Raw genomic sequence first — 18,445 nt, 5'->3', positions numbered from 1 at the left:
GACGGTTCTCCGGTGCGTGTGCGATGGGCCGGAGTGTGAGATTCGGGATCGTCGGGATCCCGTGGGGTGCGTCGATCGTCGAACGGCGACGGCCTCGAAAGGGGCCTGCCGACGTGGAATTACAAAGGTGCCGGACGACCGGAACGGACGCCCTGAGGACGACGCACGACGATCGCACTCCATTCTCTGGGTGCGGTCGCAGGGGTTCGCGCGCGTGCGCGAGCCCGCCAGTGCAGAAGGTGCGTCGTCAGGAAATCACCGGTCATCCGATCCGTCGATGGGCAGTCGTGCGGCCCGCGGACCGCCTTCCGAACGTATCGGCAGCCGCATCGATCCGCGAAATGCGCTTGCTGAATCCGCAACGCGCTCCGCCGGGAAGCCGCGACCGCAGTCCGCGCCGGCTGCCGCGGCGTGCGCCCGTGCGCCCCCGTGCGCCGGCGCGAGCATGGGGCGCCGTCGCCTCCGCCGCCGTCGACCGACACCCCACTTCCGAGTCGTCCCCGTCAGCGCACGCTATGGAGTCCGCTGATAGGGACGACTCGAAGGTGGAAAGGCCGTGGGGTCACTGACGCAGCGACATCGGGGTCACATCGAATGCGCGGTGAAAGGCGTAGGAGAACGCGGCAGGTGAGGAATAGCCCAGCGCGCCGGCGACATCAGTAACGGCGCGGTGGGCCAGCAGTGGGATCGCCGCGAGCAACAGAGCCTTGGCGCGCCAGGCGGCGGGGCTCATCCCCGTCTGTGCGCGGAAGCGGCGCGTCAGGCTCCGCTCGCTCATGCGGGCCTCATGTGCCCAGGCCTTGTTGTCCACGCGTAGGTCCGGTGCGGACATGTAGCGGCGGCACAGACCCGCCAGCACGACGTCCTCGGGAAAGGGGATCGACATCGGCACTTCGACGAGCGCGGACAACTCGTGCAGGAGCAGCGCGAACACGGCCTGACTGCGGCTTTCGGTCAACGCCTCGACATCGACATCTGCTGCTGCCCGGAGAAGTTCTCGCAGGAGATCCGGGACCACGACCACCTCGCACCGATCCGGCCACCAGGGAGCGCTGCGGGGATCGATGTAGAGACTGTTGGTCTGCACATCCAGCATCCGGACCTGGTGGCGGGTCCGCGGCGGGATCAAGACCGCGCGCTCTCCCGGCACCGTCCACGCGCCGTCGCGTGTCTCGACGAGCATGGTGCCCGAGGCGGCGTACAGGAACTGTGCACGCCGATGCTCGTGCCACGCCAGCAGGTGCCTTGGGGCGTAGTCGGTCGCGATCGGCAGGACCGACACCGGCAGTCGATCGACGCGGTCCAGGGAGACGTTGCGCATGAACCGATCGTATGGCCGAGATTCGAAAGAAGATGCCCGATCCTCGACTGCGGGACGAGCGGCCCAGTGCTGGGCTGGTTGGGATGACAGTCTTCACGCTTCTCCTGATCGGAGCCTTCGCCGGGCTCACCACCGTTCTGTTCGGCTTCGGCGGCGGCTTCGTCACCGTTCCGGTAATCGTCTGGGCAGATGCCGCGGTCGGTTCCGATGCCGTCATGATCGCCGTGGCCACCTCCGCGCTGGTCATGGTCGTCAATGCGGCGATCGCCACAGCTGCCACCCCGGTCGCCGTACTCGAGCGGCTGCGAGGCCGCGGGGTGCTCCTTCTCCTGCTGACCCTGGGAGGGTTGTGCGGTGCCGTTGTCGCGACCGCGGTGCCCGCGGCGGTGGTCTCGTGGGGTTTCGTCGCCTATCTGGCGGTGACGATCGTCGACGTGTCCGTGCGCCCAGGCTTCTTCAGCCGCGCGACTCAGGACGGTTCACCGAGGGGGACGGTGCGGATTCCCTCCTCTTTCGGGCTGCCCATCGGCGCCGTGGCCTCGTTGCTCGGCGTCGGCGGCAGTGTGATGACGGTGCCTCTGCTGCGCCGCTCCGGCCTGCCCATGAGCGAGGCGACCGCCCTCGCGAACCCGCTGACTCTCGCGATCAGCCTTCCTGCGAGCCTTGCGTTCATGGTGCTCCCGCATGCGGCGCCCGTCCACGCACCTTTCCTCTCCGTGGGGATCGTCGACATCGGAGCCGCGGCGCTATTGCTGGCGGGGTCGATCCCCGTCATCGTCCTTCTACGCCGTCGACCGCTTCCGATCCCCGAAAGTGTGCACGCGGGGACCTATCTCGCCCTCTTGCTGACCGTGCTCGGGGCGATGATCGCATCACTGTGGTGAACGGGGTCGGCGAGGCGACGTCGCGGCGGGTGCATCGCGCGCCGCCCGGCCATGGTGCTGGGAGCCCTGACCGAGGAGGCGAATGACGCGCCGGGAGTCCGGAGCGCCCGACGAAGCGGTCCCGATAACCTCGAAGCATGCGCAGTGCGGCGGACGATGCTCGATCGGCGACAAAAAATCGCGAGATCCTGCGGCATCCGGCGTTCAGAAAGGTCTGTGTCGACAGAATCTGAAGACCTATCCGATCAGCGGCCTCGGGGCCGGCAATCGCTGCGTAAGTTATTAGAACGGACTCCCGCATGAAGCTCTGGCACTGGGCAGTAATTCAGGTCGCGCTCATCGTGGTTCTTGCCGCCGGGCTCGCCGTCGCGATCAGTGCGGACCTCCCGTTGTTGAAGGTCGCGACGCTCGTGGTCGTCGTCGGCGGCTCGGCAGCGCTAGCAATGGTTGCCAAGCGCGACCGAGGACGCAACGAGCCCGCCGACCACGATCAACACCGTTGATCCCTTCAAGAGGGATCCCGGGGCCGCTCATCGCCGCACTCGTCATCGGAGTCCGGGCCTCGATCGTGCACAGAGCGACCGGGCTCGATCTAGGGCACCAGGTGGATGTAGACCGCGTCAGCTTCAGCATCGAACGCGGTAAACGGCGCGAAGCCCACGTGGCGGGCGCGATAGATCCCAGGCTCGCACGCCGTCTCCTCGGCACTGCGTCTGACGTTCCGACCTCGTCAGTTCAGGGCGCCGCATGACGGCTCGCTCGAATCGTGCTCCACACGCCTCCTGCGAGGATCGCGGCAATGGAACAGCCCACCATCACTTCCGCGACGATCTCTGACCTCTGGGTCTCGACAAGCACGATCGCGGTGATCGCGAAGAGCGCACAGACGGACGCGCCCGCCCCTGCCGGCAGCAGGCCTGCGCGATGCGCGCGCTTCCAGGCCTGATCACTGCTCAACGTCGCCGCGGTGCGGATCCCGATGATGCGATTCCGTCCCAGAATCCCCGCAGCGGCGAGAGCGATCGTGATGACGCCTAGGACAGCCAGGATGAGGAAGAGGATTGCGACAGCGGTCGTCATGAACTGCCCACCTCGTCTGCTTCGCGCGGGAGACCCCGGCATTTGAGTGATCCCGCCCGGCCTCCGCGAGTTCGGGCAATAAGCCGTTGCCCGACCTCCATGAAGACCCCGCTGGCTCCTCGAGCTCATCTCCGACCATGCCCCCGGGCGCCTGGCCCGTCAACCCATCACGGCGGGATGTGGCGCTGCCCGATGGCTGCACGGAGCTCGAATGGGTTCTCCACGAGCCGCAGCCGATGCTCCCCGCGGTGAACGACCTGCGTGCAGCCGCCGGCAAGAACCCCGAGGCTCCCGTGCACATACGATGAGCGCATGACGACGGAGCGAGCCAGGATCCATTCACGACGCGTTCTGGTCGCCGCGGGAGCTGCTCTCGTGCTCATGGGAATCTCGGGATGCGCAGCGGGGACCGTCAAGGCGGAGCCCACGTCGTCTGCGAAGCCGTCCCTCACGACCACGCCTCCCGCTGCCGATCCGACAGCCTCCGCAGCCGCGATCGACAAGGTGACCTGCGAGACCTACTCGGACATGCTGACGATCATGCACAACACCGACTACTCGTTCCACCACGAGGCGATCGGCGATCAGGAGCGGACCGGCTGGTACGACCTGGCTTTTCGAGTCATAGGCCGCGCACCGTCCGGCGGTGAAGGACCGGTCGCGAAGGCGCTGGCGACCTTGAAGGGGATCCAGCCTCCGCTGGGGGGCGACTCGACCGATCCGACAGCCATCGCCTGGGGTGATGCCTCGAAGGCGCTGGCCGATGCGTGCGAAGCCGAAGGACTTCCCTACTGGGCCCGAGGGTTCGTCGGAGGGTGATCGACCAGGTTCTCGCGGCCAAGAGTCTCATCTCCGCGATCGTGCTCATCATCGCGGGCCCGCTGAGCATCGTCTTCGCGCCCTGGATCTACCGCTTCCTCTACGCAGCAGCCCGCAGGATGTTCGGCGACGAAGCCGACTTCTTCTTCCCGCCGTACGCGGGTCCCCGCAGGATCCGTGTCGTCGGGATCTTGATGATCGTGATGGCCGTGGGAGTCATCCTGCTGGACATCTACCACCCCTACCGGCGGTGAGCCGCGGGATGGAGCCCCACGCATGACCACCGAGATCCACGCTCTGCCTGAGGGCGCGGCGGTGCACTACAGCACGATCCTCGCGACCGTCGCGAAGGCCCTCCCCACGTCGTTCGACGTCGCCGAGCAGCTGCTCGAGCCGGTCGCCGGCGAGGTCTGGATGGGCTCGCTGACCCTGCACGGCAAGACCGCCCCCGGCACCGCCGAGCGCTCGTCCCGCGCGGTACCTGATCACATCCGGGCGCAGGTCTTCGTCCGCGATGGATTTGCGTGTTCATACTGCGGTGGCCCGACCATCCCCCGCAGCATCCTCGTCGCGATCAGCGACGTATTCCCCCGAAGCATTTCCGTACTACGCGCACTACCGCCGCGGCACGATGCACCCCGCGTACTGGGCGCTCGCCCCCGAAGCCGACCACACGCTCGCCCACGCCAACGGCGGCTCCAGCGGGATCGAGAACCTCACGACGATGCACGCGATGTGCAACACCCGGAAGTCGAGCCTCACCGCCGACGGACTCCCCGCCGTGCGTCAACCTGCTTCCGGCGACGCTCGATGGGACGGCCTGCTTTCGCACTACTCCGACATCGTCATCGCCGGGAACACCCACGGCCGCCGGCACTCGTCGCCCGGGTACCACCCGAAGTGGTTACGGCACTTCGGGCAGGTTTCGGATCCGCTGCCCCTTGAGAAATCGAGCAGCTGACACGCACACTGGAGTTGCCCGGTGCATACGGGAGGGGAAGAAGATGAACCGATATCTGCTCAGTCGGATCCTCGCCATTGTGGCGATCATTCTCATCGTGGCGGGCGTTGTGACCTTCGTGCTGGCAAAGGTGCTCGACTGGTCTTCGATCGGAACCACAATCGGCATCGTGATGTCCTGGCTGCCCGCCGCAGTCATTGCACTGGCCTTCCTGGTGAGAGCCATTCTGCCGAGAAAGCAATCCGGTCCGCGTCCTGAGGATCTCAGCGGCGCTGGTGAAACGATCAACGATGTCTATCTGGGACGCGTCGACTCAGCGCCCATCATGAGGTCAGCTGACGAGTACTCGGCTTTTCCGCCGCCAAACGACACGGGCCGCTGACAAAACCCAGCTACACAGGGTCGCCAACACCTTCAGGCCGTTCATACCCGCCCGAGCCATGCGATGGCCGCCGGGAACTGCTGTCGCCTAGCTCCACGGTGTCCGGTCGGCCCGAGCAGGCGAGAGTCGGAACCGTCACTCCGATGTCGTCGTTGATCTGCCCCGGGGTATTGGCGCGGGCGTAGAACATCGCCTGCAGTGAGTAGCTCGTGCTGCTCGCCACAAAGGTGATGGTGGTCGGTGAGATTTGTCGCGTACGTGACCGGTAGGCCCGGTGCGTTCGGGCACGCCGGTCGCGCAGTCGGAGCCAGCAATGTGTTGGTGAGCGTTGACTGAGGATCCCACAGCATGCCCCGCAGATCCCCATTGGGACGAGTCACATACTGTTTCTGCGGTGTGAACGTGCCCGTGGTGCGCGGGATGCCGCGGCAGGACGCCGAGGCATAACGCGCAGCATCCCGCGTGAGGCTCCCCAGAACCTCTTCCCCAGCGACCAGCGGGGTCGCGCTCGGGTGCGCTCCCGTCTGGTGGCACCCACCATGCCCTATACGGTTGCTCTGGCGCAACCGGCTCGCCCCTGCCCCAGCCGGGCTCAGTTCCGGTTCATCCCGTGCACGCGGCTGTCCAGCGCGTTCTTCCAGAACGACTCGCGCGCCAGGATCGAGTCGGCCCGGGTCTTGGGGTCGAAGATCTCCAGGATCGAGTACTGGAAGTTCTCCACGATGTGCGCATCGCCGAGGTCCTGACGGAGCTGCTCGAGCTCGCGGTTGCCGCCGGTGAGGTTCTTCAGGTGCGCGTAGTTGGACCAGCGCTGCCACAGCCCGTTGGCCTCCCCCGACGCGGACCCGACGTACAGCCGCCCGCAACTGAGATCGGTGATGACGTAGACGCCCTTCACGCTGGAGAGCGCGTCCCTCCAGCTGGGCTCGTCGCCGGCGATGATCCTCTGCAGCTCGTGGTGCCGCAGCCGGACGTTCTGGTATCCGGGGAACGTGCCGAGCTTGACGTCCGGTGCGAGCTCATAGACCTCCGGATTGAGCAGGCTGTCCTGCAGTCCCACGTAGTGACGCAGGTATGGGGTCCGACCGATGGGCCTGTCGAGCTTGATGATGAGGCGCTTGATGAAGTCCTCGTGCAGCGGTAGCGGTGTCAGGTCGTAGCCGTGATCGTCGATCCGATCGGGCTTGATCTCGGTCACCTCGTACGCGCCGCCGAAGATGAAGTACTGCGGCCCATAGGGGTAGTACTGCGCGAACGACAGCAGGTAGCGAGCGCCGCCCATGTTGTTGTTCGTCTGCTTGGTGCGCCAACGACCAAAATTGAGCCAGCGCTCGTGGTCGTCCATGAGGAAGTCCAAGGCCTCACCGCTGCCGTCGCCGGAGCGCATGTTGAACTTCACCTTCGTGAGCTGCGGCTCCGGGACCGTAAGAAAGCTTTCGAACGTGATCATGAGGGCCCTCCCGAAGAACGCCTATTTGCTGGGCTTGTCCTTGAACGAGGCGAGGTACTCGTTTCGCTCGACCATCGCCGCGTGGAGCGTGTCGGTGTACGTCTCCTTGCCGACGCAGCTCGCCGTGGTGTCTGCAGGCAGACCGAGCTGGTAGCGAATCTCCTGCGCGGCCGCAGCACCTGCTTCGGCGTCAGGGACCTGCTGGCTTGCGGCACTCGCGAAGTCGGACGAATTGACGAGACCGTCCTCGTAGCTGAGGAAGGCCATGAGGCTCTGTCGAAGGATCTGCAGCTGCGGCCGGACCTTGTCTGGCCAGGTGAAGTACTCGTCGTCGATGAGTTCGATGGCGAGTCGGTTCACCCGCTGTGCTTCGACCGCGGCCGCCTTCACGTCGGTGACGTCAGCGGTACCGCCTGACTGGAACGCGCCCAGTTGGGCGTCGAATGCGTTGCCGATGCGCGCGTTGGCCGCGTTGCGCTGGCAGACGAGCCCGAGATAACGGTCTGCCGCCTGCTCCTTGCTGAGCACCACTGGGCCAGCCTCGATCGTCGGTGTCGGCTTCGGCGTCGACGTCGGCTTTGAGCCAGCACCAGACTCGGCGTTCCCGGTCGACGCTGAGCAGCCTGTCAGCAGAAGGACCAGAACAGCTCCGGCAGCCACAGCAGCCTCATAGGCAAGTCTCATGCGGTCATCGTAGCCGTGAACAGGGAGGCTGCGAACGTCGCCCCCTCGACTTCGGCCTGACCGGGATCATCACGGCGCCGCGCGAGCGCTTTCGTCTTGAAGGGCAGCCGTCCAGGCGAGGCCCAGACGGCTGCCGCGCCACGACTCGTTACTTCAGCTCGAAGGTCATCGACCCGATCTCGTTGCTGCCGAGTCCGGTTGCGGCGACCAGCTTCACAGGCGTCGTCGTGTCGGAGAGCTTGTAGGCCACGGCGTTCTGGACGGTGCCCCCCTTCTTGATCTTCGCCGTTTGCGACTGCCGGAAGGCATCATCAGGGAGCAATCCCACCCGAAGTTCGTTCTCCACGTTCGGATCGTTGTCCTGATACGCGGAGAACAAGACCAGCCACTCCATCGCATCCATCTCGCGGCCGGACACGTTCGTCGTGTTGTACCAGAACGCGATCACAGGGGTTTCCCCGTACTCGTTGCCCTTCTCCCCCACCGGGATCGTCTTCACGTCGGTGATCTTGATCACGACGTCCTTCGTGGTGAGGGTTTTGTCCTTGAACGTCGTAACGGCCATGTCCGTCTTCGGTGCCTCGACGACTGCGGTCTCGTTGGGCTTGGGCTGCGTGCTGGTGGCGGCCGCGCCGCTGCAACCGGTGAGCATCAGGGTGGCGGCCAGGGCGGCAACGCCCAGCTTCTTCTTCAGGGTCACGGGAGAGCCAATCGTTCGAGAGAGCGGGTTTCCGTCGAATGCTGCTGTGCTCGCGGCCGCCCAGGAACCGATCGCAATCGGATACTGTCATTCAGTCACTACACATACAACACTCAGACAAGGCACAAGTTACATGATCCGCAAGCTCGCTCCCGCCACTGTCACGCTCGTCGCGGCGCTCGCTCTCGCCGGGTGCTCCGCGCCGGCTTCAGCGCCGACAGCGACCGAAGGCAAGCCTGTCGCCACCCAGGAGCAGGCCAAGCCGAAGGAGCAGCCCAAGCCCGCCGACCTCTCTGGTGATTGGGTCCAGGAGAACGCCGGCGACTCGTTCATGGCCGCCACGATCACCGCCGACGCGATCTCGATCAACTGGGTGAGCATGAAGGATGACACCACGGCCATCTACTGGGTCGGGACCTACCAGGCGCCGACCGCACCAGGCGACTTCACCTGGACGTCCACCCGCAACGAGGAAGCCACGAACAACGCCCTGCTCACGTCGACCGACCCGACCAAGGACTTCTCTGTCGCCGGCGACAAGGTCTCCTACGAGGTCACCATGATGGGCGTCACCAAGACGGTCTCGCTCGTGCGCAAGTAGCCCTGCTCTCGAACCACGAGCCGCTCAGGAACAAATCCTGGGCAGGCTCCTTCTTCATGCCGGGCACCACGGACTAGACCCTCGCGCCGAAACAGCCCATGCTGGCGCGGATGGGCATGATCGCCAGCCTGCGCAGATACTGACAGACAATATGACCGCCCCGCCTCTCGATGAGAAGCGGGGCGGTTTCGGTTACGACTGCTCTAGAACCAATGCAGCCAGCTCCCGAGGAAGTAGATCCCGGTTCCGACCAGCAGTGCTGCTACACCGATCGAAGACCACAACATCCCACGTTTGGTGGTATCCGCCGGTGCCATCTCACGAAACGACGGCCCGATCAGGTTGTTGTTGATTCCCGGCATCTGCCCGAATTCCTGCTGCATGGGCTTCATGTCGTCGTTGCGGTCCGGATCCATTGGCTCACCTGCCTCTGAGTTTCAGCCTTCCACCTTGAGGAGAGGGATCACAACCCCAGCCTGGGCTCCTCGCGCGACGGAGGAAGACGTGCTGAAGTCACCCGTGACAGGCGCGGAGGTGTTGACCGCGACCTGGTCAGACAGCGCCGTCAGGCCGGAGATCCCAGCATTCTCGGTGGTGACGCCGCCATTCGGCGAGAACACAGCCTGAACACTCTGACTGCCATCCGCGCTCACGGCGTGAATGGCGACGCCATGCTGGGCTGCCACCTCCGTCGGGTTGCAGCTCGACGCGACGTACTCGCCTTGTGCAACGAAGATGCAGTTCGCTCCGTTTCCGGTGGCCGTCCACACCTCACCGCCGGCGGTTGGGCCGTATGACGTGAACGTGAAGCCATCGGCACTGCCAGACCGAAGATCTTCGGCCGTGACTGATGCAGCCGCAGGCGGCGGCGCGGCCTGGTCGTCAATCATTCCGACCGACGACGCCTTCATCGTGCCGTTCATCTTCGCGTCCAGCAACCACGCCCTGACGTTGATCGTGTCGCCGGGGGCGTACCACCCGTACACGAACTTCGCCTTGGTGATGCCCCACCCGCGAGGACCGCTCTGCGTAGCAGTGGAATTGCCGACGTTCGAGTAGCCGTTGTACCAGACCGTGGTCTCCCACGTGTAGCCGGCGGCCTTGTCGATCGACGCGCTGATTCCCGTACGAGAGAAATTGCCGGCCATAGCGGTTTCGGTGTACGTCGTGCCGTTCGGAGCGATGCTCTGGTCCATCCAGACATACGTGGCGGACGATGCCGGCAAGGCGGTGCCGATCACAGCAGCCGTCGCAAGCGCCGCGACAGCGACCACCCGACCAGACCGGCTCTTCAGAAACTTCATTTGGTACCCCCCAAATTGATGCTCCAGGCATCGGGAGTCGATGCCCGCACCTCGAACCTATGGTCAAGCTGTACGCGTTCGCTGTCCCCACTTCGGCCTACAGACACGAGTCGCTCAGTGGCTTAGGCTCGCGCGCGGGGCAACGGCCACGCGCTGGATCACTTCGAGCCAAGCGGGCGACTTGCTGAAGCTGCTCCCGCCACTGGAGTCTCTGCGCGCGCCACGAGATTTCGCTCTTCACGTCGCCGTCGGGACGATGGCCCCACCTCATGTTCGGTCGTCTGCGCCCGGCGGCCGCGACGACAGTTTCCCCGTTGCGTTACCCCCGATGGCGGCCGGGATGCCGATGCTTTCGGTTCCCGCGCCTGCGACAAGCTCCGTCGATTTCTAGACGAGTAAGAACGACGAATCCACTCGTATTCGAGTATTGACCGCGTTAACCTTCAACTCAGCCCCATCTCACTTCAAGGGGTCGAATCCAAACCATCGATATTCACAGTTATCCGCACTATCGGCGCGAAGCCGATGTTCCGCGGAAGACAGCGAATCGGCCGGGATTGATCGGGCGTGGCCACCACTCTGATGAGTCGGTGTCGTGGGTGGTCCCGTATCTCCACGGCCGCCATCAGAAAGGCCGCTAGCGTCGCTGTGCTCCCGCGCCAGCTCATGCTCCACGCCTTGGTCCTGGACATTCGTGCTCTCGGAAAGCGAACTGCAGCAAGTGACTCTCGCGAGCTCAGCTCCGACCCCCCTTGACGACATCCTCCGGCGTAACGCAATCTCCAGCGGCTGACGCGGTCGACCCAACGGGATGACAGAGCGCCAGCGGAACCGACGATCTTCCGTTACCGCTTGGTTACCGCGCCGCGAGCCAGACAAAGAGATAGGCCCCGACTTCCCAGTGTTTTCTAGGAGAGTCGGGGCCTTACTGGTGGCGGTGACGGTGGGATTTGAACCCACGGTAGGGGGTTACCCTACACAACTTTTCGAGAGTTGCACCTTCGGCCGCTCGGACACGTCACCGCGGAATAGCTTACGCGACGGCGGGATCGATCGCGAATCGAGCGATGCCGCACGGGCGCGCCGCCCGCCGAGTCCACCGGATCCTGTCGAGCGCACGGCTTGTCGACGCCGACGTCCCGTGCACTCGACGGGATCCCGTGCGCTCGGCGACGACAGACGCGCCCCGCCGTCGTCACCAGGCCGCGGCGACCTCGGCGTGGGTGCGCAGGATGCCCTCCGTGGATCCGGCGGGGGCGCGTCCGATGCCGCACTCGGTGCCCACGCCGAACTCGGCGACGTGCGGGGAGGCCGCGGCGATGCGGCGCTCCGCACCCTCGGCTCCGTCTTCGCGGTGCACGAGGCCCAGGTACAGCTCGACGCCGTCGCCCAGCGCGAGCGTGTCGAGCGGGGCGAAGTACGCGTCGTCGTCGCGCTCGATCGGGACGGGCAGATGCAGCCAGGTCAGCGGGCGCCCGGCCGCCGCGACCACGGCGTTCGCGTAGCGGACCAGGGTGCCGGCATCGACCGGCTCGATGAAGTGCCTCTCGGCGGCGTCGCCGTAGCAGAGGTGCACGCCGACCTCGACGCCCGAGGGCACCGCGTCGACGAGCGCCGCCAGGCGCGCGACGAGGCCGTCGAACGGATCCCCGGGCCACCACGCCTCCATGACCTTGCCGTAGCCGGCGGCGCGCTCGATGATGCCCAGTTCGCTCGCGACGTCCCACTGGATCGCGAGGTCGGCGTGCGGGATCCCGCCCAGGACCTCGTCGAGCTCGCCGAGGAGCGCCGCCGTGTAGACCGGCTCGATCGCGGCACGGTCGTCGCCCGCGAAGAACGAAGAGATCACCGCGAGCGGCGTGGGCAGCGACACCTGGAAGCGCACCCCCTCGGCGATCGCACCCTCCGCGCGCAGGCGGCGGAAGACCTCGTACGACTCGAGCGCCGCGGACACATAGCCGAGCGGCGGCAGCGCGATCCCGGACGCCTCCACGCCATCGGCGATCCGGAGGGGCCGGGCGTCGAGACCCGCGCCGAAGGGGATCCGCTCGGCGCCGACCCGCTCGATCCCCTGCGCCTGCCCGAGCACATCGGGCTGGAACATGATCCAGTGGAAGCGGACGCCGACCTCGCCGTCGGGGATGCGCCGCAACCGCGGCCCGAGGATCTCGGCGGCGGTGCGCATCGTGGTCTCGGCGTCGTCGTAGTTCACGCTGCCGACCAGCAGCGCTCCGCGGGGGTTGGTCATGCCTGACAGCGTAAGACGGTTCCCGGAGCCGGTTTTGCACGGTTGCGTCCCGCATCCGTCGCACGCCGACGAGTTAGGATGCCCTAAGTAGGCTGCGAAGACGGATCGGAGGTCCCCGCCATGTCGCACATCCACTCGCCCGCACTGGAGAAGACCGGATACGTGGTGCTGGACCCTTACGACCAGACCGCGGACCCGGCCGAATGGCTCGACCTCGCGTACACGCCGTGGCGCTCCTCGGGCGTGACCCGGTTCGCCGCGCTCGCGAGCCACTCCGGCGACGCGGACTGCGACGGCTTCTGGAACCGCACCCCGCCGCGCGCCGACAAGGACGGCGTCTGGGTCGCGGCGCAGTCCGCCCTGGCGCCGACGCTCGTGCGGCGCGCGAAGGAGGCCGGCGCGACCATCGGGCGCTGCCGCGTGGTCGAGCTTCAGCCGAACACCTACGCCGACGCGATCTACAACCTGCACCAGGACGACAACAACCGCCTCAACCCCGACGGCACGGGCTGGGTCGTGCGCGGCTTCTACAACCTCACCGACGACCCGGAGTCGCTGCTGATCCTGCGGCAGGACCGCTTCGATCCGGCCACCGAAGTGCGCCTGCCGCTGCCCGCCGGCTCGCGGATCGTCGTCGACACCCAGCGCTTCTGGCATGCGGTCTGGCATCGCGGCACGGCGCCGCGCTACGCGCTCATCACGTCCTGGACCTCGGGTCCCGAGCTCGACGCGCACCTCGCCGCCGAGCACGCGCGCTCCGACGTGACGTCGGTGCCGCTGGATCCGGACGTCGTGGACGACGCGCAGCAGGAGCTCCACCGCCGCATCGAGGAGCGCCGCCACGCCTTCGAAGCGCTCGGCGAGGTGCTCGAGCCCACCGCTCCACTCTGGCCCTGACGGCGCGTCTGGATCCGGGCCGGGTCTCGGGATCCGGGCCTCGGCATCCGGACCGCGGGATCCGGATCAGTCGGCCGCGATCAGCCGAACACCCGCCGCCACGAGTTCGCGGAGCGTCGGATCGGCGGGATCCGCGTCCGTGACGATGCCGGCCACCTCGTCCAGCGCCACGACGCCGAACCGCGAGGCCGTGCCGATCTTCTCCTCGCTCGCGAGCACGTAGGTCTCGGCAGCACGGGAGGAGAGGACGCGCTTCATGGCCGCCTCCTCCGGATCCCCGGTGGTCAGCCCCGCCGTCGGATGCACGCCCGTGACCCCGAGGAAGAACAGGTCGGCGCTGATCCGCTGTGCAGCCTCGACGGCCGCCGCCCCGCACGCCACGGCGGAGTGCTTGAACAGCTGCCCTCCGATGAGGAAGACGTCGGCGGCATGATCGAGCAGCGCGGCGGCGACCGTAGGACTGTGCGTGATGACCGTGCACGGCAGCGCGAGCGGGATCTCGGCGACCATCGCGAGCGCCGTGGTGCCGCCGTCGAGGATCACGGTGGCGCCCGGCTCGATGAGGGCTGCGGCCGCGGCAGCGACCCGCGCCTTGCTGTCCGGGGCCACGGCCGTGCGCCGCGCGTAGTCGACCACGGCGGGCGATGCCGGGAGCGCACCGCCGTAGACGCGCACCGCGAGTCCCGCCGCATCGAGCTCGCGCAGATCGCGGCGAATGCTGTCCTCCGACAGGCCCAGCTCGGCGGCGATGTCCTTCGCGACGAGGCGGCCGTCACGGCGCAGTCGTTCGAGCAGCATGTCCTTGCGCGCGGCAGCAAGCATTCCGAGTCCTTCCGATTTATGCACGTTTCTGCTGTATTGTACCCGATATGACGAAGCCACTCATGATCCTCATCGCCGGCCCCTATGCGTCGGGCACCGGCGGCGACCCCGCGCTCATGGCGCAGAACCTGGCCCGACTCGAAGAGGCGGCCTGGCCGATCTTCCGTGCAGGGCACATCCCGATGATCGGCGAGTGGGTCGCGCTTCCCGTGTTGTCCAGCGCCGGCGCGACCGGCCCGGGAGATCCCCTCGCGACGGAGGTGATGTACCCGACGGCCGAGCGCCTGCTGCAGCACTGCGACGCGGTGCTGCGCCTGCCCGGAGAATCCCGCGGGGCCGATCAGGACGTCGCGATCGCCGAGGGTCGCGGGATCCCGGTCTACCGCAGCCTCGAGGAGGTGCCGGGGATCGCCGCCTGACCCACGCGTCGGCAGCCGGGCCCGACGGTTCGGGCCCGGCCGCACGGGCCGGCGGCGAAGCCCCGCCGCGCCCGGCGGCTCGAGCGCGAGGGCTCAGGCCTCGACGGCCCGGATCCGCCCCGCGTCGATCCGGACGGTCCGGTCGATCGTGCCGGCGGGCGGCTCCACGTGCGAGACCAGGACGACGGTCTGGGATCCGGCCGCGCCCAGCAGATCGCGCAGCAGCGCATCGGACGCGTCCGGATCCACCCCCGCTGTCGGCTCATCGAGCACGAGCACGGGGAATCCGCGCAGGATCGCCCTGGCGAGCGCGATGCGCTGCGCCTGGCCACCGGACACGAGGGCGCCCCGCTCCCCCACCCGCGTGTTGAGCCCGCCGCGCTCCTGCACCCAGGGGCCGAGGCCGACCCGGTCGAGCACCGCGAACAGCTCGGCATCGGTCGCCGTCTCGCGCGCGAACAGCAGGTTCTGCCGGATGTCCTCGTCGAAGAGCATCGGATCCTGCTCGCACAGTCCGATGTGGCGGCGCAGCTCCGGTCCCGGCACCAGGGCCGCGTCGCCGTCGCCGATGCGATACGAGCCCCCGAAGCGCAGGAAACCGACGAGGACGGCGGCGAGCGACGACTTGCCCGCGCCGCTGGATCCGGTGACGAGGATCCGCTCGCCCGGCGCGACGTCCAGGTCGAGGTCACTGAGGGCAGGGGTGCGGGCGCCGGGCCACGAGGCGGTCACGCCGCGGAGGCGAAGAGCGCCGTCCTCGATGCGGCCCTCGCCCTCGTCGCCGCGCACCTCCGCCGGCAGAGCGGAGGGCAGCAGCGCGTGGATCCGCTCGGCGCCGGCGCGCACACCGCGCCAGGCGGAGGCGGCCTGAGGCACGGCGGAGAACACGTCGAACACCGCCATCGGCAGGAGTACGGCGACCGCGAACCAGGGCGCATCGACGGCGCCTCCTGCCTGCCCTGGCGCCGCGACGGAGAGCGCCCAGATCGACGCGGCACCGGCCGCGAGCGACACGACCGCGGACGACAGCGCCTGCGCGACCGCCGCCCGGGTGGTCGTGCGGCGCAGCGCCTCGTCGGCGGCGCGGATCCGTCCGCGTGCGACCGGCTCCGCGCCGTACGCCTGCAGCACGTCGAGCGCGGTGAGCTCGTCGACGAGGGCTCCGGCGAGTTCGGCGCGGTCGCGGCTGAGCGCGCGTTCGGCCCGGCCTCCGGCGATGCCGCCGAGCACGACAGCACCGGCGACCGCGACCACGAGGCAGACCGCGAGCGCGAGGGCAGCCGAGGGGGCGATGACGGCGAGGACACCGATCGAGACGAGGGCCACGACGCCCCCGGTCAGCAGCGGCTGCACCACGCGGAGGGGCAGGTTCTGCAGGTTCTCCACGTCGTCGACGAGGGCGGCGAGCACCGAGCCGCGGTCCGTGGATCCGAGTCCCGCCGGGGCCAGAGGAGTGAGCCGGCGCACGACCGCGGCCCGCAGGTCCGCGAGGCGGCCGAGGGCGGCGTCGTGCCCCACGAGGCGCTCGAGGTACCGGGTGACGGCGCGGGTCACGGCGAAGAACCGCACCCCGACGATCGCGACCGAGAGCGGCACGAGGTTGTCGACGAGCGACGCGGTGACGATGAGCCAGCCGCTCACGAGCAGCAGGCCGACCGCGGCCGCCGCCGAGACGATCCCGGCCAGGATCGCGGGCAGGAACCGGCGGGTGCGGGGCATCGCGAGGCGGAGGATGCCGCCGACGGAGGCCGGGAGACCCGGGATCGGATCCGGATCCTCCCCGGGGTGGGGTCGCGATTCCGGGTCGGACCCCGGTTCGGGTCGCACTTTTGGCGCTTCCGGACGCCCCGGTGCAGCCGAAAGTGCGACCTGAGCGGGAACGGGTGGGCCGCCCAGGCGGACCACCTGGTCGGCGATCGCGCGGGCCGACTCCCGGTGCGAGACGAGCAGCACCGTCGCCCCGTCATCTGCGGCGCGGCGCAGCGACGCCCACAGCCGCTGCTCGGTCACGGCGTCGAGGGCGCTCGACGGCTCATCGAGCGCGAGCACCCTCGCTCCGGATCCGAGTCGGTACAGGGCACGCGCCACGGCGACGCGCTGGGCCTGGCCTCCCGAGAGTCCCGCCCCCTGCACGCCGAGCTCCTGCGCCGGATCCAGGTCGGGCGCGGCCGCCTCGACGAGCGCCGTGCGGACGCGCTCGAGGTCGGGCGCGGGGTCGCCGAGCGCGACGTTCGCATCGACCGTGCCGCGGATGAGCCCGGGGCGCTGGCCCGCCCAGGCGAGCCACGTGGTGGGATCCGGATCCGCTGCGCCCTCGGCCGCGACGGCTCCGTCGTGCGCCGCCGCCCCGCGCAGGGCCGCGAGCAGACTCGACTTGCCGGATCCGCTCCGCCCCTCGATGAGCGTGACCGTCCCCGGCTCCGCCGTGAACGACACCCCCGGCAGCCGCTGCTCCTCGTGCCGCACCGAGACCCCGTCGACGACCAGCCGGATCCCACGTCCTGTTTCGAAGCGCGCAAATGGCTGGATTCCGGGCCGATATGCAGCAAGGTGCGCACCGTGAACGCCGGACTCGGCCGCCGGATCCGACTCCAGGACCTCGAAGACGTCCTCCGTCGCGGCGACGCCCTCGGACGCGGCGTGGAACTGCACCCCGACCTGCCGCAGTGGCAGGAACGCCTCGGGAGCCAGCAGCAGCACGAACAGGCCGACGCCGAGGCTCAGCTCGCCGCCCAGCAGGCGCAGGCCCACCGAGACGGCGATGATCGCGACCGCGAGCGACGAGAGCAGTTCGAGAGCGAAGCCGGAGAGGAACGAGTACCGCAGCACGCGCATGGTCTCGCGGCGGTACTGGTCGGCGGTCTCGCGCATGCGGGCGGCCGCGCGGCGCTCCCGCCCGAACACGCGCAGCGTGGCGAGGCCCTGCACGGTGTCGGCGAACCGCGCCGCGAGCGCGTGCAGCACCTGCAGCTGCTTGCGCTGCACACTGCGGGTCGCGATGCCGATGAGGATGAGGAACAGCGGGATGAGCGGCAGCGTGACGATCGCGGCGAGTCCGCTCGGCCAGTCCTGCCACCACATGACGGCGACGATGACGGGCGTCGCGATCGCGGTGAGCACGAGCTGCGGGATGTACCGGGAGAAATACGGATCCAGGGCGTCGAGCCCATGCCCCGCGGTGACCGCGAGCGCGGCGCGGTTGCGCGTGCCGAGCCAGGCCGGGCCGCGGCGGGAGATCGCATCGAGCAGGGCCGTCCGCAGCTCGCGCCCGGCCTGCGCGGCGGCGCGGGCGCCCCACGCCTCGGACACCCAGAGCAGCACGGCGCGCACGAGCACCACGAGCGCCAGCCACGGCACGTGGCCGAGTGGCGAGCGCCCTTCCGCCACGTCCGTGATCCCCGCGGCGAGCAGCCCCGCGAACGCGATCGTGACCGCCGTCTGCACGAGCGCGATGCCCGCCGAGACCGCGAGGTAGGTCCGCGCGGCGGGCGCCCACCGCAGCAGCCGCGGATCGATCGGCTTCATCGGATCCGCTCCGATGCTGCCGCCGCGTCTGCGAACGCGCCCGCGTGCGCCCGCCCCCCGGCCGCCTTTCCACCTTCGAGTCGTCCCCGTGAGCGCACGCCAGGGGGTCCGCTCACAGGGACGACCCGGAAGTAGAAGGGGCCCCGGGCGGGCGCCGCGAGAACAGGGACGACCCGAAAGTGGAGGGCCGCCCGCGCCAGCGCCCGAGGCACAGCGGCCCTTCCACCTTCGAGTCGTCCCCGTGAGCGCACGCCAGGGGGTCCGCCCACGGGGACGACCCGGAAGTAGAAGGGGCCCCGGGCGGGCGCCGCGGTCGCGGGCCGGCGCACGCGCGGCGCGGTCGCGGGG

20 protein-coding genes and 1 tRNA gene are annotated in these 18,445 nt (G+C 68.5%); 10 read left to right on the top strand and 11 right to left on the bottom strand.

Annotation, left to right across the window (positions count from 1 at the left end; translation table 11 throughout):
- Nucleotides 1-562 precede the first annotated feature (562 nt).
- Nucleotides 563-1,321, bottom strand: coding sequence for a helix-turn-helix domain-containing protein (locus RS86_RS04385; protein ID WP_045271013.1), 759 nt, complete (start codon nt 1,319-1,321; stop codon nt 563-565).
- A gap of 11 nt (nt 1,322-1,332) precedes the next feature.
- Between RS86_RS04385 and RS86_RS04380 the strand changes: the two genes are divergently transcribed.
- Both RS86_RS04380 and RS86_RS04375 read left to right on the top strand, forming a co-directional pair.
- Nucleotides 1,333-2,205: a sulfite exporter TauE/SafE family protein gene (locus RS86_RS04380; RefSeq protein ID WP_235281609.1), complete on the top strand. Its 873-nt coding sequence runs from the start codon at nt 1,333-1,335 to the stop codon at nt 2,203-2,205.
- Between the two features lie 299 nt (nt 2,206-2,504).
- Complete coding sequence (locus RS86_RS04375; RefSeq protein ID WP_045271011.1) at nt 2,505-2,708, top strand: hypothetical protein; 204 nt, start codon at nt 2,505-2,507, stop codon at nt 2,706-2,708.
- 232 nt (nt 2,709-2,940) lie between these two features.
- Here the strand turns inward: RS86_RS04375 and RS86_RS04370 are convergent, their stop codons facing one another.
- A complete protein-coding gene (locus tag RS86_RS04370) occupies nt 2,941-3,285 on the bottom strand; it encodes an SdpI family protein (RefSeq protein ID WP_045271010.1) in 345 nt (114 codons plus the stop codon).
- 137 nt (nt 3,286-3,422) lie between these two features.
- Here RS86_RS04370 and RS86_RS20580 point away from each other — a divergent pair, with 137 nt between their 5' ends.
- The 5 genes from RS86_RS20580 to RS86_RS04350 all read left to right on the top strand — a co-directional run bounded on the left by RS86_RS20580 (nt 3,423) and on the right by RS86_RS04350 (nt 5,447).
- Nucleotides 3,423-3,593 (top strand): hypothetical protein, encoded by a 171-nt coding sequence (locus RS86_RS20580; RefSeq protein ID WP_160299666.1) that lies wholly within the window; start codon nt 3,423-3,425, stop codon nt 3,591-3,593.
- A 4-nt stretch (nt 3,594-3,597) separates the two neighbouring features.
- A complete protein-coding gene (locus RS86_RS04365; RefSeq protein WP_045271009.1) occupies nt 3,598-4,104 on the top strand; it encodes a hypothetical protein in 507 nt (168 codons plus the stop codon).
- Nucleotides 4,101-4,358, top strand: coding sequence for a hypothetical protein (locus RS86_RS04360; protein WP_045271008.1), 258 nt, complete (start codon nt 4,101-4,103; stop codon nt 4,356-4,358). The genes RS86_RS04365 and RS86_RS04360 overlap by 4 nt, the downstream gene beginning before the upstream one ends.
- A 284-nt stretch (nt 4,359-4,642) precedes the next feature.
- On the top strand, nt 4,643-5,065 hold the full coding sequence (locus tag RS86_RS04355) for an HNH endonuclease (RefSeq protein WP_152642067.1): 423 nt from the start codon (nt 4,643-4,645) through the stop codon (nt 5,063-5,065).
- 43 nt (nt 5,066-5,108) lie between these two features.
- Nucleotides 5,109-5,447, top strand: coding sequence for a hypothetical protein (locus RS86_RS04350; RefSeq protein ID WP_045271006.1), 339 nt, complete (start codon nt 5,109-5,111; stop codon nt 5,445-5,447).
- Between the two features lie 592 nt (nt 5,448-6,039).
- Here the strand turns inward: RS86_RS04350 and RS86_RS04345 are convergent.
- The 3 genes from RS86_RS04345 to RS86_RS04335 all read right to left on the bottom strand — a co-directional run bounded on the left by RS86_RS04345 (nt 6,040) and on the right by RS86_RS04335 (nt 8,281).
- Complete coding sequence (locus tag RS86_RS04345) at nt 6,040-6,897, bottom strand: GIY-YIG nuclease family protein (protein ID WP_045271005.1); 858 nt, start codon at nt 6,895-6,897, stop codon at nt 6,040-6,042.
- 21 nt (nt 6,898-6,918) lie between these two features.
- Complete coding sequence (locus RS86_RS04340; RefSeq protein ID WP_152642066.1) at nt 6,919-7,581, bottom strand: hypothetical protein; 663 nt, start codon at nt 7,579-7,581, stop codon at nt 6,919-6,921.
- A 148-nt stretch (nt 7,582-7,729) separates the two neighbouring features.
- Nucleotides 7,730-8,281: a DUF5067 domain-containing protein gene (locus RS86_RS04335; RefSeq protein ID WP_052680070.1), complete on the bottom strand. Its 552-nt coding sequence runs from the start codon at nt 8,279-8,281 to the stop codon at nt 7,730-7,732.
- A 133-nt stretch (nt 8,282-8,414) separates the two neighbouring features.
- On the opposite strand from RS86_RS04335, the gene RS86_RS04330 reads away from it, so the two are divergent.
- Entirely contained in the window at nt 8,415-8,882 is a 468-nt protein-coding gene (locus RS86_RS04330) for a hypothetical protein (protein ID WP_045271003.1), read from the top strand.
- A 203-nt stretch (nt 8,883-9,085) separates the two neighbouring features.
- Here RS86_RS04330 and RS86_RS04325 read toward each other — a convergent pair whose 3' ends face one another.
- The 4 genes from RS86_RS04325 to RS86_RS04310 all read right to left on the bottom strand — a co-directional run bounded on the left by RS86_RS04325 (nt 9,086) and on the right by RS86_RS04310 (nt 12,434).
- Nucleotides 9,086-9,298 carry a hypothetical protein gene (locus tag RS86_RS04325; protein WP_045271002.1) on the bottom strand — a complete coding sequence of 71 codons (213 nt, stop codon included), beginning with the start codon at nt 9,296-9,298 and terminating at the stop codon, nt 9,086-9,088.
- Between the two features lie 21 nt (nt 9,299-9,319).
- Nucleotides 9,320-10,186, bottom strand: a complete 867-nt coding sequence (locus tag RS86_RS04320) for a hypothetical protein (RefSeq protein ID WP_045271001.1) — start codon at nt 10,184-10,186, stop codon at nt 9,320-9,322.
- A 932-nt stretch (nt 10,187-11,118) separates the two neighbouring features.
- Nucleotides 11,119-11,209: transfer RNA gene (locus tag RS86_RS04315), tRNA-Ser, on the bottom strand.
- Nucleotides 11,210-11,381: 172 nt separating this feature from the next.
- Nucleotides 11,382-12,434 carry a hypothetical protein gene (locus RS86_RS04310; protein WP_045271000.1) on the bottom strand — a complete coding sequence of 351 codons (1,053 nt, stop codon included), beginning with the start codon at nt 12,432-12,434 and terminating at the stop codon, nt 11,382-11,384.
- A gap of 120 nt (nt 12,435-12,554) precedes the next feature.
- Here RS86_RS04310 and RS86_RS04305 point away from each other — a divergent pair, with 120 nt between their 5' ends.
- The gene (locus RS86_RS04305) at nt 12,555-13,331 is read left to right on the top strand and encodes a hypothetical protein (protein ID WP_045270999.1); all 777 of its coding nucleotides are present in this window, start codon (nt 12,555-12,557) and stop codon (nt 13,329-13,331) included.
- Between the two features lie 66 nt (nt 13,332-13,397).
- Here the strand turns inward: RS86_RS04305 and RS86_RS04300 are convergent, their stop codons facing one another.
- Nucleotides 13,398-14,153: a DeoR/GlpR family DNA-binding transcription regulator gene (locus tag RS86_RS04300; protein WP_045270998.1), complete on the bottom strand. Its 756-nt coding sequence runs from the start codon at nt 14,151-14,153 to the stop codon at nt 13,398-13,400.
- A 47-nt stretch (nt 14,154-14,200) separates the two neighbouring features.
- Between RS86_RS04300 and RS86_RS04295 the strand changes: the two genes are divergently transcribed.
- Nucleotides 14,201-14,572 (top strand): DUF4406 domain-containing protein, encoded by a 372-nt coding sequence (locus tag RS86_RS04295; protein WP_200892746.1) that lies wholly within the window; start codon nt 14,201-14,203, stop codon nt 14,570-14,572.
- Between the two features lie 93 nt (nt 14,573-14,665).
- On the opposite strand, the gene cydD is transcribed toward RS86_RS04295, so the two are convergent.
- Nucleotides 14,666-18,097: a thiol reductant ABC exporter subunit CydD gene (cydD, locus tag RS86_RS20905; protein WP_082076559.1), complete on the bottom strand. Its 3,432-nt coding sequence runs from the start codon at nt 18,095-18,097 to the stop codon at nt 14,666-14,668.
- Nucleotides 18,098-18,445: the final 348 nt, after the last annotated feature.

Origin of the sequence: Microbacterium azadirachtae (genome assembly GCF_000956505.1) — a bacterium.
Taxonomy (GTDB): Bacteria; Actinomycetota; Actinomycetes; order Actinomycetales; family Microbacteriaceae; genus Microbacterium; species Microbacterium azadirachtae_A.
The sequence above is the reverse complement of the archived record's forward strand: the minus strand, read 5'-3'. Positions and strand labels throughout refer to the sequence as shown.